Annotated in this window: 14 protein-coding genes; 9 read left to right on the forward strand and 5 right to left on the reverse strand. The window is 64.9% G+C overall.

Features of this window, described 5'->3' with window-relative positions; genetic code table 11:
- Positions 1 to 64: 64 nt before the first annotated feature.
- Complete coding sequence (locus llg_RS15780) at positions 65 to 1,651, reverse strand: glucan biosynthesis protein (RefSeq protein ID WP_338285661.1); 1,587 nt, start codon at positions 1,649 to 1,651, stop codon at positions 65 to 67.
- Positions 1,652 to 1,798: 147 nt separating this feature from the next.
- On the opposite strand from llg_RS15780, the gene llg_RS15785 reads away from it, so the two are divergent.
- Positions 1,799 to 2,140 carry a hypothetical protein gene (locus llg_RS15785; protein WP_338285662.1) on the forward strand — a complete coding sequence of 114 codons (342 nt, stop codon included), beginning with the start codon at positions 1,799 to 1,801 and terminating at the stop codon, positions 2,138 to 2,140.
- 289 nt (positions 2,141 to 2,429) lie between these two features.
- Here llg_RS15785 and llg_RS15790 read toward each other — a convergent pair whose 3' ends face one another.
- Positions 2,430 to 3,764 (reverse strand): alginate export family protein, encoded by a 1,335-nt coding sequence (locus llg_RS15790; protein WP_338285663.1) that lies wholly within the window; start codon positions 3,762 to 3,764, stop codon positions 2,430 to 2,432.
- 364 nt (positions 3,765 to 4,128) lie between these two features.
- Here llg_RS15790 and llg_RS15795 point away from each other — a divergent pair, with 364 nt between their 5' ends.
- The 6 genes from llg_RS15795 to llg_RS15820 all read left to right on the forward strand — a co-directional run bounded on the left by llg_RS15795 (position 4,129) and on the right by llg_RS15820 (position 8,998).
- Positions 4,129 to 4,977 (forward strand): hypothetical protein, encoded by an 849-nt coding sequence (locus llg_RS15795; RefSeq protein WP_338285665.1) that lies wholly within the window; start codon positions 4,129 to 4,131, stop codon positions 4,975 to 4,977.
- Positions 4,974 to 5,483 carry a HEAT repeat domain-containing protein gene (locus llg_RS15800; RefSeq protein WP_338285666.1) on the forward strand — a complete coding sequence of 170 codons (510 nt, stop codon included), beginning with the start codon at positions 4,974 to 4,976 and terminating at the stop codon, positions 5,481 to 5,483. Before llg_RS15795 ends, llg_RS15800 begins: the two co-directional genes overlap by 4 nt.
- Positions 5,484 to 5,560: 77 nt before the next feature.
- Entirely contained in the window at positions 5,561 to 6,856 is a 1,296-nt protein-coding gene (gene hisD / locus llg_RS15805) for a histidinol dehydrogenase (RefSeq protein ID WP_338285667.1), read from the forward strand.
- A 5-nt stretch (positions 6,857 to 6,861) separates the two neighbouring features.
- The gene (locus tag llg_RS15810; RefSeq protein WP_338285668.1) at positions 6,862 to 7,485 is read left to right on the forward strand and encodes a hypothetical protein; all 624 of its coding nucleotides are present in this window, start codon (positions 6,862 to 6,864) and stop codon (positions 7,483 to 7,485) included.
- On the forward strand, positions 7,482 to 8,231 hold the full coding sequence (locus tag llg_RS15815; protein WP_338285670.1) for a TPM domain-containing protein: 750 nt from the start codon (positions 7,482 to 7,484) through the stop codon (positions 8,229 to 8,231). The genes llg_RS15810 and llg_RS15815 overlap by 4 nt, the downstream gene beginning before the upstream one ends.
- A 5-nt stretch (positions 8,232 to 8,236) precedes the next feature.
- Positions 8,237 to 8,998 carry a hypothetical protein gene (locus tag llg_RS15820; protein ID WP_338285671.1) on the forward strand — a complete coding sequence of 254 codons (762 nt, stop codon included), beginning with the start codon at positions 8,237 to 8,239 and terminating at the stop codon, positions 8,996 to 8,998.
- Between the two features lie 212 nt (positions 8,999 to 9,210).
- Here the strand turns inward: llg_RS15820 and llg_RS15825 are convergent, their stop codons facing one another.
- The 3 genes from llg_RS15825 to llg_RS15835 form a co-directional block, all read right to left on the reverse strand.
- Positions 9,211 to 9,705: a hypothetical protein gene (locus llg_RS15825; protein ID WP_338285672.1), complete on the reverse strand. Its 495-nt coding sequence runs from the start codon at positions 9,703 to 9,705 to the stop codon at positions 9,211 to 9,213.
- 297 nt (positions 9,706 to 10,002) lie between these two features.
- Complete coding sequence (locus llg_RS15830) at positions 10,003 to 13,611, reverse strand: PVC-type heme-binding CxxCH protein (RefSeq protein WP_338285673.1); 3,609 nt, start codon at positions 13,609 to 13,611, stop codon at positions 10,003 to 10,005.
- Between the two features lie 123 nt (positions 13,612 to 13,734).
- Positions 13,735 to 14,595 carry an AraC family transcriptional regulator gene (locus llg_RS15835; protein WP_338285674.1) on the reverse strand — a complete coding sequence of 287 codons (861 nt, stop codon included), beginning with the start codon at positions 14,593 to 14,595 and terminating at the stop codon, positions 13,735 to 13,737.
- Between the two features lie 94 nt (positions 14,596 to 14,689).
- On the opposite strand from llg_RS15835, the gene llg_RS15840 reads away from it, so the two are divergent.
- Entirely contained in the window at positions 14,690 to 15,571 is an 882-nt protein-coding gene (locus llg_RS15840; RefSeq protein ID WP_338285675.1) for a phosphoenolpyruvate hydrolase family protein, read from the forward strand.
- A gap of 22 nt (positions 15,572 to 15,593) precedes the next feature.
- Positions 15,594 to 16,040, forward strand: coding sequence for a cupin domain-containing protein (locus llg_RS15845; RefSeq protein ID WP_338285676.1), 447 nt, complete (start codon positions 15,594 to 15,596; stop codon positions 16,038 to 16,040).
- Positions 16,041 to 16,140 lie beyond the last annotated feature (100 nt).

The following is a 16,140-nucleotide window of genomic DNA, read 5'->3' on the forward strand; positions in this document are numbered from 1 at the left end:
CGCCTGCCGCCACCTGGAGCTGGAGGATACATTCTGAAAGCGGAGCTTTCAGCTACACTGAGGCTCACTTGCTCCACAGATATACCCAGCGCTCGGACACGACCTTGCCGGTCTCGTCCTGGAGCTCGCAGGTCATGTCGATGTCCTTTTCCTCGCCGGGCTGGAAGACGAAGAAGGCGCGCAGCACCTGCGGCATGTGCATCGCGGGATTGCGACCGTCGGCCACGGCGATGTCATCGACGTTCGGCATGCTGAGGTCGGTGAGGCCCACGTGGACGAGCTTCACGCCTTCCTTGTTGAGGGTCACCACCGGCTTGATCTTGGTGGCATCGTCCCACTTCGGATCGCCCACCTTTTTCTCGGGATACAGCGGCTTGGCGAAGTCGACGGACACCAGCATCTGGCCCGGCTGCTTCACCGGCACGCCCGGGCGGGTGGCCTTCACCTGGAACAGACCGGACGGCGCGGGATCGCGCATCCAGCGCAGGCGGTAGTGGAAGCGGTAGGACTTCCCGACCTCCAGCGTCGGCTCCGGTTCCCACAGCAGGATGACGTTGTCGTCGGTCTCGTCGTGGGTCGGCATCTCGATGAGGTGGAGCTTGCCGAGGTCGAAGCCTTCCACCGGCTCGACCTTCACGCTCGGGCGGTTGTGGTAGCCGGCCTCCGGATCCTGGTAGGACGAGAACGAGCGGTCGCGCTGGAGCAGCGACCACGAGCGCGGCTTTTCCAAGCGGAAGACACAGTGGCGGAAGCGGTCGCTGGCGTGCTCCAGCGGGCGGTAGTGAAGGTTGCCGCTGCCGAGTTCCATCAGCACGCCATCGCTGTCATGCACTTCCGGACGGTGATCGTAGGGCCGCGGCTGGGTGCCTTCGCCGAACCAGAACATGCTGGAGAACGGGGCGAGCCCGATTTGTTGGACCGGCTTGCGGAAGGTCAGCTCGGCTTCCACGTCCATCACGGTTTCCGTTCCCGGGGTGACGGTGAATTGATACGCGCCCGCCACGCTCGGGCCGTTGAGCAGGGCCCAGGCCTTGAGCGATTTGTCTTCCTTCGTGGGGCGCTGGAGGTGGAACTCGGTGAAGTCCGGGAACTCCTCCGGCACGCCGGGCAGGCCGCTGTTCAGCGAAAGGCCGCGGGCGGAAAGGCCATAGACCGTCTTCTGCGGGATCGCGCGGAAGTAGCTCGCGCCCTGGAACACGAGGAATTCGTCCATGTAGTCCTCGGAGTTGAGGTGCGTGCGGGCGCGCCAGCCGGAGTATCCCTGCGGGGCAGGGGTGCCCTTCGGGATCACATTCTTGCCGTAGTTGAAAAGGCTCTGATTGAAATCGAGGTGCGTCGATTTTCCGCCCACCACCTCGGAGACGGAGACGGTGCGCTTCGTCGTCCAGCCGGGGTGGAAGAAGTCCACGGAGAAGTTCGTCTTCTGGTCCCACCACAGGCCGGACTCCATCTTGAAGCGGATGTCGCGGTGCTGGTCGTAGGTCAGGTTCTTCCAGTAGTCGGCCAGCGTATCCTTCGGGGCCTCGTAGGGCGCGGCGGCCAGCGTGCGGGCCTCGGCGCGGAGGGTGTCGTAGGAGAACTCCTCCGCCATGCCGGTGGCGGAAAGCGCGAGCAGGAGGAAGGCGGGGAGGGGCTTCGGAGCGTGGGTCACGGGACCGCGATTTTCTCCACGGCCCGCGCGAAATGCAAGGACGGGAGAGGGACGTCCCCGGTTTCCGCGGATGCGGCTGGAACCTTTGTGCCGCCTTGGTTCCAGCGCCTTCTTGACGTTCCGTCGATGTACGGCGAATATGACAGTATGGCCCAGCAAAGAGGAACCGAACCGTGGCATCACTACAAGGTTTTCACCCACCTGTGGCAACCGCCGCACATGGAGGAGGCGCGTTTGATCGTCATTTCCCGCACGGAAATGACCCCGCCGGAATTGCGGGACGTGCTGGTCCGCTCCGGGCGCGCCGTGGCCGGTGCCACCTGGGTGGAGGCGGTCGAGCCGGGTAGCTATGAGGCACCGGTGGAGTTGGAGACCCCGGAGGACTACATCCTCGTCGGCGAGCTTCCGTCTTCCACTCCGGGCACCATGCCGGCCCGTCCCACCGAGCGTGATCCCACGCTGGACTACCCGTTCGAGCAACGGGCTTGAGAGATTTTTGGGGGCGGATTCTGGCCAATCCGTCACGCGACAGAGCCGTGAATCGGGTGTATGAAGGGGTATGACCGGAATATCTTACCACGGGTGGTCGGAAACCCCTCCGCTGGACATGCCGCCGCCGGAGTTCATCGAAAGCGGGGAATGGCCGGAGGTCGTGGGAGCGGGACATTCCCCTCCATGGTCCAACGACGTCCAGCCCGCCACCGATGAAAGTGACGGGCTGGAGCCTGATCCGCGGAGAGACGAGCGCCTGATGCGAGCGCTGCTCTAGGATTCCGAATCAATACTTGTAGGTCAGCTGGAGGTAGGCGGTCTTCGCCGTGTCATCCGTGCCGGTGTTGTCCAGGTATTCCCCGGCGAAGAGCGCGCCGACACCGGCGAGCAGCTCGAGGTTCTTGGTCAGGTTCGACTGCACGTAGAGGTCCAGTTCGGTGCCCACGAAGGTGTCGCCATTGTAGCCGGCGGGCATGCGGATCGGCGTGGAGCCGTTCGCACGGTAGACGAAGTCACCCGTTTCGGCGCGGAAGAAGGCGTGCGCCTGGACACCCACCTTCCAGTCCTTCACCGGCACCACGGTCAGCTCCAGATAGGGATCATGGATGTTCGCCCAGCCGACGGAGTCGAGCAGGCCGTTCATGGTGTGGGTGGACGGATAGACCGGCTGCAGGCGGTGTTGGTCACCGTCGGTGCGGTCGTCGTCACCGCTGGCGTAGCTGTAGTTCGCGCTGATGCGCGGGGTCCACGGCGTGTGCTGGAAGGTGTAGCCGAGGGTGGCCTGGCCACCGAAGGCGAGCAGGTCGAGGTCCTTCTTGCCCGAGTAGACATTGCCGGTCTGGACCATGGCTTCCAGTTCCCAATCCCACGGCGAGTCCTTGCCGGCCTTCTTGAAGAGGCGGGAACCGATGGTCCAGAAGTCACCCTTCACCGCGGCCATCTTCGATTCCTCGCTGTCCAGGTGGACGGCGTAGAAATCGAGGGTCTGGCCACAGGGGATCTTGCCGGAGGCATAGAGGCCGACCAGATCGGCACCGTGGTCGCCGTCGTTGAAAGCGTCTTCCTCGATGGTCACGACGTTTCCGGCGAAGGCGTCGACGGTCCAGTCCTTGTTCACCTGCCAGGTGAGCTTCGCGGCATCGAAGGTGCGGCCGTAGTTGCCCCAGACCGGATCGGCGAGGACGCGCTTGGAACCGTAGTCTAGCGGTTGGCGGCCCAGCGTGAGCTGGAGCGGGAATTGCTTGAGGTCGCCGAGCTGGAGGTAGGCCTGGCGGAGGTCGAAGGAGTCATCGCCGTTCGCCCCACCGAGCGTATCGTGCGGGCGGCCCGAGAAGAACTCGCGGCTGTCCTGGCCCTGGACATACACCTTCAGCCATTTCTCCGGCGTCCAGCCGAGGCCGAGGCGGGCACGGGTGGCGAGCCAGCCGTCGTCGTCGCTGGCGTTCTTGTCATCGTTGAAATCGCGGAGGTTGTCGGTCCACTCGGCACGGGTGCGGATCTCGGCGTCGATCTTGAAGTCATCGAGCCAGCTTCCCGAGGAAGCGGGGGCATCGATCTGGGGGGCGGGGGCGCCTGCAAAGACAGGAGCCGCGGTGAGCATCAGCAGTGTGGTTGCTTTCATGATGTGGTGGTCGCTTTCAACTAAGCGCGACGTTTGCCAACCTGCCCTCCCGGGGCCACTCCGGCGGTGAATCATCATCCCGGCCGAAATGCGCTACCCTCATTGCAAACGGGGCGGTTTCCGGGCGGAAATGAAAACCAGTGAGGGTAAAATGTCTGTTAGGATGAGGTTTCCTCATGAGTGCCTCCGTAGGCACCTTTCCGGCCGGAAAAACGGTTCCGGGCATTTTGCATTTCGATTTCCGGTTGGCACGGGCTTTGGCACGGATTTTTCCGTGGCAATCCACCGATAAATCTTCAGAGATGTGGCGTTTCCTACGTGCACGGCGGGATTCAGGTTCCCGCCCATCCAGATTTTCGATCCCATGAAATCCATCACCCTCGTGACCGCCGGGCTGCTTGGCGCGGCTTCCCTTTCTTCCGCCGCGGACGAGCCCACCGTGAAGGTCGGCGTGCGCACGCCTGTGGCCCTCCAAGCAGCGGTCAACGAAGATGCCAAGGCGGTGTCCCGTTTCACCAATAAGGAGATTCTGATCGCAATGAACGAGGACGGCCTTCTGGACGGTTCCGTACAGGGTTGGTCGCTGTCCCGCTTCACTGATGACGCGGATGCCGGTGACCTCTATGCCTTCAAGCCGGGCAAGCCCGCCATTTCCGTGCCGGATGACCTCCTGACCCAACCTGCGGTCCAAGGCCGCGCTACCAAACCCGCCACCACGACTAGCACTGGTTCTGGAGGGACTGGCGGCACCGGCGGCACCGGCGGCACCGGCGGGACAGGGGGCACCACCACGACGACCAGCAACGTGGTGAACAGCTTCACCTATGGAACGATTTCCGTGAAGGATGGGGATGGCACGTTCTCCGGCACCGAGTCGAAAAAGACCACCGGCACCAAGATCGCGAACACCCCCTATCCGATCGTCACCCGAGCGGAGACCTACAACATCATCGGCGTCATCGGCTACGTCGCTCCGGTGGCGGCCATTCCTGCGAAACCAGCGAACGCCGGGCCGACCAACGCGACCACTGACGATGTGGCGGCGGTTCCTGAAGTTCCCGCAGTTCCAGCCACCTTGGGCAAAACCACCTACACCGGTACCTATAAGACCACCGGTGGCGTGGGGCTGCGTTTGGAAACCTACTTCCCGGATACCAATGCCACTCCGGCCGCGCCGGGAACGAAAAACCAGGACGCCTCTCCTGCTCCATGAAGCGCGCGGGTGCCGCCATCGCCGCAGTGGCGGTTTTGGGCATCGGCTTCGGGATTCTCGCCTTGCGGCATGAGCCCGATATGGTCGAGCCAATGGCGGGTCTCGCTCCGCCATCCAGGACGGGGCGCGCCAAGGACACGGCACCGGCGTCCGATGCGATGATCGGTGCGAAGGCGGCTCCGGTTGCCTCTTCGGAGCAACGCGCCGCCATGCGGCAGAGCATCGAGGAAGCCGTCACCACTTACGAACCGGCGGCGGTGAAAACCATCGCGGTCTTTCTAACCGATCCAGACCGCGAGATCCGGGAGGCCGCCCGGGACGGCCTGATCCAGCTCGGCGAGCAGGATGCGATCCCTGTCCTGCGCATGGCCGCCACGCGGATGGCAGATCCGGCCGAGGCCACCGCTTGCCGGGAGGCCGCGGACTATCTGGAACTGCCCTCGTGGACGGAGACCCCGCAGGGGAAGGAAACGCTGGAGCGGCTCCGCTCCCGGCATGGGAAGTGAGCGGGAAGGACGGCAAGGAACGCGCGTGAAACAAGCTTGGCTTGCCGGGCTTTCACCAACAGACTGCCGCCGCCTGAATGAAGATTCTCCGCCATAGCGATCCCGGATATCCGTCCTTCGTCAAACGTCTCAACCGCCGTGCGATTCCCGATCCGGGCGTGCGGGATCTGGTGGGGGAAATCATTTCCGAGGTCGCCGCGAAGGGCGACGCCGCGCTGCTGGCCTTCACGAAGCGTTTCGATGGCGCCACACTGACCGCGAAGCAGCTTTTCGTGAGCGAGGAGGAGTTCGCCGCGGCTGAGAAGGCCGTGACGCCCGCCACCCGCCGCGCCGTGGCCCGCACGTTGAAGAACATCAAGGCCTTCGCCAAACACAGCCTGCGCAAGGACTGGTCTTTCAAGAACGCCGAGGGCGCGACCGTGGGTGAGCGTTTCACCCCCTTCGACCGCGTGGGCGTCTACGTTCCCGGCGGAAAGGCTCCGCTCGTTTCCACCGCGCTGATGACCGCGGGCTTCGCGCTCGCCGCCGGTGTGCCGGAAATCGTGGGAGCCACCCCGTGCGGTCCCGATGGCACGGTGAACCCGGCGGTGCTCTACGCGCTGCGGAAGGCCGGTGCCACCGAGGTGATCAAGGTTGGCGGGGCCCAGGCCATCGCCGGGCTCGCGCTCGGCACCAAGTCGATCCGTCCGGTCGACATGATCGTCGGCCCCGGCAACCGGTTCGTCGTCGAGGCCAAGCGCCAGCTCGTCGGCGCGGTTGCGATCGACCTGCTGCCCGGCCCGAGCGAGGTGCTCATCCTCGCGGACAAGACCGGCAATCCCGATTTCATCGCCGCCGATTTGCTCGCGCAGGCGGAGCACGCGGGCGACAGCGTGGTCGGTTTCCTCACCGATTCGAAGAGCCTGCTCGACAAGGTCCTCAAGGCGGTCGACCGCCAGATCCTCACGCTTTCCCGCAGCAAGTACATCCGGGACGTGCTGAAGGGCGGCACCTTCGTGTTGCACGTGAAGTCGATCGACGAGGGTATCGACATCGTCAATGACTTCGCCCCCGAGCACCTTTCGCTGATCTGCGCCGATGAGAAGAAGCGCCTCGCCCAGGTGAAAACCGCGGGCGCGATCTACGTCGGCAACGACTCGCCGGTGGCGGTGGGCGACTTCCTCGCCGGCCCGAGCCACACGCTGCCGACAGGCGGTGCGGGGCGCTCGTTCTCCGGCCTGCGCGCGGATCATTTCCAGCGCCGCACCAGCATCGTGAAGCTCGACAAGGCCGCCGTGCGCAAGTCGCTGGACGTGGTCAACGAGTTCTCCCGGATCGAAGGTCTGGACGCCCACGGCCGGTCGACGGCCATCCGGGTGGAGAACGTCGGCTGATAGCCATGAGCGCGCCCCCGGACGAACGCCGACGCTATTCCGCCCAACGGCTCACGGCGGGCGTGGCGGTGTGTCCGGCCTGTCTGGTGCACCTGCCGGTGCAGAGCGCGTTCTGCCCGTCTTGCCGGTTCACCGGTGAGGACTCGATGCGGATGTTCCCGCATGGCCTGCCGCCGCTCCAGCCGATGCTGGACGCGGCGAACCTGTGGACCCCGGCGGATCAGGCGGCCATCGCACGCCGGGTGCGGAAGACGACCCACCGCTTCCCGCAGATCCGCTGGAGCCTGTGTTCGGTGGACGCGGCCGCCATCGACAACCTGCGGGTGTTCGGCTTCTGGATGCTCAATGCCAGCCCGCTCGCGGAAGGGGAGACCGCCGAGCAGCGGGCGTGGACGGCGCTGCTGGTGTTCAATGGTGCGACCGGCAAAGCGGCGTTGGTTCCAGGCTACGGCGTGGAGCCGTGGCTCGGGGACGATGCTTGGGAACGGATTCTGTTGGAGATGGCCGTGGCCTGGGGCCGTGGGAAGCGCCGGGTGGCGGTGACGAGGTTTTTCGACGCGGCGGAGAAGTCGCTGCGCAAAGCCTGCCGCAAGGTGTGGAAGCAACTCCGCCGCCAGGAAAGCGAATGATGAGACGCGCCGTCATCCTCTTGCTGCTCTTGTTTGCCGCCTGGCTCCCGGCGCGGGCGGACCTGACTTTCGAATACGGGCCGCGCCCGGAAAACTCGATCTACGATCCGGAGGCGACCTTGTCCCCGGAACTGGCGAAGCGCCTTTCCGCCGAGCTTTCGACGATCCGCAACCGGGACCATGCGGACGTGATGCTGGTGCTGCTACCTGGCATTGGAGAGCTGCCGCCGGAGCACGTCGCCCGTCGCTTCGGGGAAGCCTGGGGGGCCGATCTCCTCTATGCCGTGGTGTTGGACGTGGCCGGGCGCAATGACGGGCCGTGGATCTACGTCGGTGGTGACATCACCCACAGCGACCGCAAGGAGGTGATCCCGCGCATGACCAAGGATGCCCTGCGGCTGGCCCGCCAGGAGCCGGACCGCGAGTCCTGCCTGCGGTCCGCGGCGAACCAGACCTCCGACATTCTCCGCTACCTGCTCGGCAAGGTGAAGAGCCAGGCGCAGACCTATCAGACCGAGCGTGTGCGCATCCGCCTGGAGGTGGAGCAGCAGGCGGAGCGGAAGCGCATCATTCTCATCGCGGTGGCCGCGGGGCTGCTGCCGGCCGCCGGCGTGCTGTTCTTGATTGGATCGTTCTTCTGGCGCCGCCACTCACGGCGGTTCCCGGATGTCATCTGGACCCGCCGTCTCGGTGCTCCGCATGCCGGAGGAAACAACGCCACAGCGGATCTGGGCCGCCCCACGTGATCGCCATGAAAATCTCGTCCAGCCTCGCCCTTTCGTCGGTCCTGCTCGGTTGCCTGCTGGTGTCCTGCAAGAAGGAGGAACAGCCCGGCGTGCAGGTGGTGTCCGCCCCGTCCGCGCTGGACATTCCCATTCTCAAGGTCGAGCCGGGTGACTTCTGGACCTATCAGGTCCGGATTGAGATCCCGGCCGGGGTGACCGGCGAGCAGGCGGCCGCCGTCGACACCACGCACGAGCGGACCCGGACCTATTTGGGAAAGGTTCCCTTCGTGAAGGGTGCTCCGGAGGTGGAGTGCTTCGAGGTGGTGGCTCCCAATTCTCCGCCGACCCGCGAGTATGTGAACATCCTGGACGACCGGATCGAATTGCGGGGCGAACTCCTGTTGAAGGACGCGGACAGCCGCCCGATCGTGTTTCCTTCGCCGGTGGTCTTTGTGAAAGCGGGTTTGCAAGCGGGGGACTCGATCCAACTGCCCTCCATCGCCGTGCCCGGCACCGGAGCCATGGCCCCGCGCTCCTGCGCCATCATCGGCCGCGAGGACTGCGTGGTGCCTGCGGGAAGCTTCCCCTCCGTCCGCATGCTCATGCATGGCGTGGACGGGAAGATCGAAAGCCGCCGCACGATCTGGTTTTCGCCGGGCAACGGCATTGTGAAGGAAGAGCGCGTCCGCTACGCCGAGGGCAAGGTGATCGTGAAGGAATCCCACGAGCTGGCGAAGAAGGGGCATCGTGCGCTCACCGAGCGCCCGGCTGTTCCGGAGCCGAAGTGAAGTAACGCGAGTTTCCAACTTGCGAGTGGGAGGATTCACCCTCACCAGATGGTGAACAACAATGGGGCGGCTTTCTGAAATGGCGAGCCGTGGGGGACTCCGTGGCCGTTCTCGGCCGCAAGTTGAAAACTTGTGCTACACCGAAAAAACAAAGGGCGCGGCCCGTGCGCACAGGCCACGCCCCGTTTGGGGGGAGAAATTGTCGTTGCCGGTCAGCGGCGGCGGCGCAGGACGAGCACCATGGAGCCGATCACGCCGAGCATGGCGGAGGTCGGTTCTGGCACCTGGGTCCAACTGATCGCGTAGAGACCGGCTCCATCACCGCTGCCTTGCAGGTTGATGATATAGGATTGGCTGACGAAAAGGTCCGGCTGGACGGTGAAACTCTCACCGGAAGAAACACCAACGAAGTCGAAGTCCACGTTCAGCGGCTGGGCACCGAGGAAGGTGACCTGGAGTGCTTCGCCCTGGTCGAAACTCAGGGACGGAGCGGCCGAGCCGTTGTCGTTCTGATAAGCGTTGTTCACGACCAGCGACGATCCGTTGGCCGCATCGAAGCGAACATCGCCGTAACCCGGGACATTGATCACCAGGGGATTCGGGGGGAGCGTGCTACCTTCATACCCGACGAAGTCGAGCGTGAAAGCCTGTGACACGGCCATGGAGCCGCACAGGCACGCGATCGCATACGCAATCGTGGTTTTCATTGGGTGGGGGGAATTTGGGGGGAACGGTCCGGGGGGGGCTGGACCGCCGTTAGACAAACGTATTCCGTCAAAGAAATCAATGAAAATGTGTTATCTTTCTGTTGGAGTGAAAGATGTGTAAATATAACATAAAAAATGGTAATCAACTTTTGACGAATTTCGGTTTTTGCTGAAATACCGGCTGATCGCGGGCAATTGGAGCCCGCCGGGCGTACATGAAACTGCCCGTCGCGCTGCAACTCGACGGGCAGTTCACTCCGAGGGGCATGCTCAGCCCTCGAAAGCAGGAAATGGAAATCAGCGCGCCTTCTTCAGGTCGTCCACGGTCCAGGGAACCATCTTGCGGGCGTCGATGGCGGGGCGCTGGGCGGCGATGGCTTCCGGCTTCACCGGATCCTCGCGGAGGCCGCCGAACTGGTAGCGCACGTAGTTCACCACGGAGGCGAGTTCGGCATCGGTGTGCGGGAAGTGTCCGGGCATCACGCTGTCATAGCTGGTGCCGGCCACGCTGACCTTGCCGGTGAGTCCGCCGAGAACGATACGGAGCATGGTGTCGCGGTCACCCTTCACCCATTCCGATCCGGCGAGCGGCGGGAAGGTGGCGGGCACGCCCTGGCCTTCCGGCTGGTGGCACTCCACGCAGATCTTCATGTAGAGCGCCTGGCCGGCCTCGAGGTGGGCGGGAAGCTTCACAGTTTCCTTCGGTCCCGCGGCGGGGCGGCTCAGGGCGGTGGCGAGCAGGCGTTTTGCGGCCGGGGCGTTCGAGCTTTCCAGCAAGGTGCGCAGACGCTCGCGTTCCGGGCTGTTTGCGGCGGAGGCGGCGATGTCGGTGGCTTCCTGGGCGAGGTCGTAACCCGCCTTGCCCTGGCGCTCGATCCGCACTTCGTCGAACCACACGCTGCCGCTGGCTTTGCCAAAGGCACCGATGGTGCAGTTGATCTGGCAGTTGCCATCCTTCGGCGAGGTGAACTCGAAGGACACCGGCGTCCAGTCGCGGGTGCCATCGACCGGCTTGGTGCTCGATTGGCTGCCATGGAGATTGATGATGGCTCCCTGGCCGCCTTCGCTCTTGAGCTCGGTCTTGATGAAGGCGGTTAGGCGGTAGCGGCGTTCCGGCTCCAGTTTCACCACGATGCCGACGGACGAATCGGTGGGTTCGGTGGACGTCAGCTTGAGAGCCTTGCCGGTCTTGCCTTCCGCGACGATGGCGCTGGAGAAACGCGGCGCGCCACCGGGAGACCATTGGAACGGCTTCCAGCCACCGGCAGGAAGATCGCCCGCGGCGTCCTCGAAGGAGCCGTTCGGCAGCAGCGAGGTGGTGACGGGTTCATCCTTGAATTCAATCTGCGGCAGCACCGCGGCCAGGAACGGCACGGCATGGCGGCGCGAGGCGAAGCGCCAGGCATCGAGCAGCGAGGGATCCGCCTTCGGGGCCTCCACCGGCATGGCCTTGGCGATGGCCGTGCCGGTGGCGTCGTCCGGCGTGGCATCGGCCGCGGCGAGCAGGGTGAAAAGGCGTTCGCGCGGGGACTGCGGGGAGGAGATCAAACGCGGCAGCTCCTTGGCGACGGCGGCATCCTTCGCGCCGAGGGCGAGCAGGGCATGGCGGACGATGATCGGGTCAGCGTCGGCGAGGCACTTGCGGGCGGTTTCCAGCGCGGGGCCATCCTTCTTCAGCAGGCCGAGACCCTCCAGCGTGTGGAGGATGGCGATCTTCGCGGCGGTGGGCTGGGATGCCAGACCGGCGACGAGGGCCGCGGCGACGTCCGGATTGCCGCGCTCCACCAGCAGGCGCTGGGCGGTCAGGCGGTCGGCTCGGGACGGGGAGGCGAGGGTGCGGAGGAGATCATCCGGCTTGGTGGGATCGAGGGTGACGATCTTGCGCGCGCCGCCATCCGGCACCACGCGCCAGATGCGGCCGTGCTGGCGGTCGCGCAGCGGGGTCACGTAGGCATTGCCCTTGCCCGGACCGGGAGCACCGGTTTGGAACGGGCTGTGCGGCTGGTCGTAGCCGCGGCCGGGATTGTAGAAGCGGAAAACGACGTTGTGCTGGATGATCGGGTTGTACCAATCGGCGATCCACACCGCGCCATCCGGACCGGGACGGGCCTCGACGGGCGCGGACCAAGCGTCGGCGTTGGCATAGAGGTTGTTGCCGCGGAAATCGGTGGAGAAGATCGAACCCTCCGGCTTGATGCGGCCGAGGCCCACCACGTGGCCGGTCGGCTCGCAGACCATCGCGTCGCGCCCGTCGATCGGGAAACCGGGCAGGCGGTCGGTGTAGAAATCGTGGCCGGCCCCGGCGGTGTAGCGATCGATTTGATCGACCTGGGTGTAGTCCGCGGTGATCGGGAAGATGGTGGTGGAGGTGTCCGCGCGCGGGGTCTGCGGCGGCTTGATACCATGGGCCTCGTAGTAACGGTTCGGAATGGCGAGGTTCCAGCTCGGGTTGTTGTTCGCGGTGGAACCCATCACGTCGCCATCGCCGGTGAAACCGAGACCCCAGGTGTTGTTGGTGGTGCCTTGAAGGACTTCGAGGTCGGAGAGATCCGGCTTGAAGCGGAAGACGCAGGAGCCGTTCTTGTGGACCTTGCCATCCGTGGTCTTCACGTTGATGCCGCTGTATCCGACGGTGGCGTAGATCCAATTGTCATCGCCGTAGCGGAAGTGGGAGGTGCAGGCGTGGGTGTCCGAGATGCCGAGGCCGGTGGCCAGCGTCTTGCGGGTGTCCGCCACGTCGTCGCCATTGTCATCCTTGAGGAACACGACCTCCTCGCCATCGGTGGCGATCACCCCGCCATTGGCGAAGGTGAAGGCGGTGCCGAGCTTGAGGCCATCGGCGAAGACGGTGCGCTTGTCCGCCTTGCCGTCGCCGTTGGTGTCCGTGAGAATCACCAGTCGGTCCTGGCCCTTGCCGTCCTTGGGCGCGTCGTTCGGGTAATCCATCGCCTCCATCACCCAGCAGCGGCCCCGGGTGTCCCAATCGAGCGCGATCGGGTTGATGACGAGCGGTTCGGCGGCGAAAAGCTCCAGGTGGGTGCCCACGGGAACCTGCGCGTGCTTCGCGCTGTCGGAGGGCGAGAGCGGCTTCTGGAGCTCCATCATCGGGATCTCCGGATGGGCGCGGTTCTGGATGTCCGGGGTGTAGGAGGTCAGCGGCGGGAGTTTCAGTTTCCGCCAGGCATCGGCGCGGTCATTCGCGGCCCACAGGATGCCGCGGTAAACGAGTTCCTGCCACTCCGGCTGGCTCCAGCAGCGCATGTCGTGGCCGCTGGCGGTGTAGAACACGCGGCCCTTGCCCTGGGTACGGGTCCACGTCCACGGTTCGGGCTGGGTCTCGCCCTTGTTCATCGGCTCGCGGACCTGGAGGATGTGGCGGTCGTTGGTGGTGTTCTTGTGGACGTAGGTTTCGTCCCAGCACTTCAAGGCCGGCAGTCCTTTCACGATCGGGTCGTTCGGTTCGATCGTCTTCGGCGAGAACACGCCGGTCTCGTGGCTGGCGAATTGGCCGCCGACGAGCGAGAACCAGTCCTGCGAGGGATGGAAGCAACCCACCGCCGAGTGCAGGGCGACGAGCGCGCCACCGTTCTCGACCCACGGACGGATCGCGGGCGGCACCGGGACCTCCTCGTGGTTCGCGTAGACGATGAGGACGTCGTACTGGTTGAGCTTCTCGGTGGTGATCTGTTTTAGGTCCTCCACGAAGGTCAGGTCGATGCCTTTCGGTCCATAGACCTGCTTCAGGACGCGGTAGCAGCCGATCGGCTTGTGGTGCCCGTCGTCACCCAGAAAGAGGATTTCCATCCGCCGGCCTTCCTGCGGCGCGGCGTGGGCAGGGGAAGCACCGGCGGCGAGCACGATCACGAGCACGGCGGCGGATTTCCTGAACAAGGATCTGAGATTCATGGGATGTCGGGTAGGGCGGTACGTTGCGATGTCCTCCATAAGCGCTCCCGGTGGCCGATCCTACATCAGGCAGCACTCCCGATAGTCCTTTGTGGCTTTTGACTATCGAGGGTGTGTCCGGGATCACCGCCGGTGCTCGGAAGGCCGCCAGCCGACCCATTTCTTGAACGTGTTCGAGAACGTGTTCGGATTCTGGTAGCCCACCTCGCGGGTGATGGATTCGACCTTGAGGTCGGTGGTGGAAAGCAGGTCGCGGGCACGCTGCATGCGCAGGAAAGTAACGTGCTGCATCGGGCTGCGGCCGAGTTCCTCCTGGCACAGGCGGCGCAGGTGTTCGCGGCAGACGCAGGCGCGGGCGGCGAGCTCGTCCACCGTCCAGTTGTGGGCCAGCGAATCCTCGACCTGCCGCCACAGTTTCCAAAGGCGGGGGTCGGCTTGGTGAGGCTGGGCGAAACGCAGCACGTGCGAATGGATCAACTCGGTCCAGAGATGGAGGTGGGCGGGCAGGCCCTCGCCGGTGCACTCGGCATGCAGGCCTTGGATCGCGCGGTATACCGGCCAGGGATCGTAGGCGCCGAGGACGGGGGAGGCCGATGACACGATCGGATTCGACTCCCGGGATTCATGGTAACGCACCCAGCAGATCCGCCACGGCTCGTTGCCGGAAAACTTCATCGCGTTGGTGACGAAGGGCGGTAGCAGACAGGCCTGCGAGGCCTCGATTTTCCGCCACTGTCCGTCCGCCTTCACGAAGCCGCTGCCGGAGAGGCAGGCCATCAGGAAGGTGCCGGATTGGTCGGGGCGGGACAGCTCGAAGGGGCCGCGCGATTCCCAAACCCCCACGTGGGCGATGTGGTGTTTTTCCAAGGCGGGGCAGACCGGCGCTTCCCGCAGCCAATCGCGGTGGTCGGCCTGGTCGGCACGGACCACGTGGGTGCGGATCGGGACGTGTCCGGTGAGGGGGTAGGGGTTTGCGGCGGGCATGGGTTGATTGAATAGACGAACGTGTCAGGCCTGTTCTTGCAGGACACCATAACCGGAGGCAAAGGTGCTTTCCAGATAGAAACACCTGAATTTTATGCCCAACCCCTGGACCGGAATCGGAAACCCCTACACGCGCCAAGAAGTGCGCGACCGTCTCACCCGCACCCTCGACTCCGGCAAGGCGATCATCGCCGCCGGTGCCGGCACCGGGATCAGCGCCAAGTTCATCGAAAAAGGCGGCGCCGACCTGATCATCGTCTACAACAGCGGCCGCTTCCGCATGATGGGCCATGGCTCGACCGCCGGCCTGATGGCCTACGGAGATGCCAACGCGATAGCCATGGAGATCGGCGAGTATGAGGTGCTGCCGGTGGTCGATGAAATTCCCGTGATCTGCGGCGTGCACGCCACCGACCCGCGCCGCCGGATGTGGCACTGGCTCGGCAAGGTGAAGGACGTCGGCTTCAGCGGCGTGAACAATTTCCCGACCCACTGCATCGTGGACGGCCACTTCCGCCGCGTGCTGGAGGAGACCGGCATGAGCGCGAAGAAGGAGGTCGAAATGGTGGCCCTGGCCCACCGCATGGATCTCTTCACCATCGTCTACGTGGACTCGCCGGAGGAAGCCGCGGCGATGGCCCGGGCCGGGGCGGATTCGATCATCGCCCACGTCGGCACCACGGTCGGTGGTTCGATCGGCGTGACCGGCGCGGTGGTGTCGTGGGACGATACCCTGAAGCGCACCCAGGCGATCATCGAGGCCGCGCGCGCGGAGCGGGACGACATCTTCTTCCTGTGCCACGGCGGCCCGATCAACACGCCAGACGACGCCGCGAGGGTGCTGGAAGCCACCGATTGCGTCGGCTTCGTCGGTGCCAGCTCGCTGGAGCGCATGGGCGTGGAGGAATCCCTCACGAACCTGACCCGCACCTTCAAATCCATCCCGGTGCCTGCCGCCGCGAGATTCAATGGCTGAGCCGCGTATCGTTGGGACACCCATGGACCCGAGCCAACGACGATTCGTTCAGGACGCCGACGCCCAGCGCGAGACCAATGCCTGGACCCACAATGCCTGGTTGTGCCGCCCTGGCCTGGTGGCGGCGGAGAAGCTGTTGATGGTGCGGGCGTCCATGCCGCCGCACCATTGCCATCCGTTTCACGTCCACCCGCACCGCGAGGAGATCATCCACGTGGTATCCGGGCGCGCGGAGCAGTGGGTGGGAAATGAGTTCCGCATCCTCGGTCCCGGCGAGATCGCGCACATCCCGCCTGGGATTCCGCACGGCACCTTCAATCCCTTCGACGAAACGCTCGTCTTCAACGCCATTCTCTCCCCAGCGGTGTTGCCGGATGACCGGGCCGCGGACGAGGACCCGCGGGAAGTGGCCGCGGAGGAGCCGTGGATGTCGATGCGCGAGGGCCGCCCGGAATGCCGGGTGCTGTGAGGGTGCGCCTTGTGTCGGGCATCCTCAAGGAGTGGCGGATTTCGATCCGCCATGCTGGGTAAGCGCGTGCAATCGCTCCGCGACCATCGGTTCCTAACAA

It is taken from the genome of Luteolibacter sp. LG18 (assembly GCF_036322585.1).
Taxonomy (GTDB): Bacteria; Verrucomicrobiota; Verrucomicrobiia; order Verrucomicrobiales; family Akkermansiaceae; genus Luteolibacter.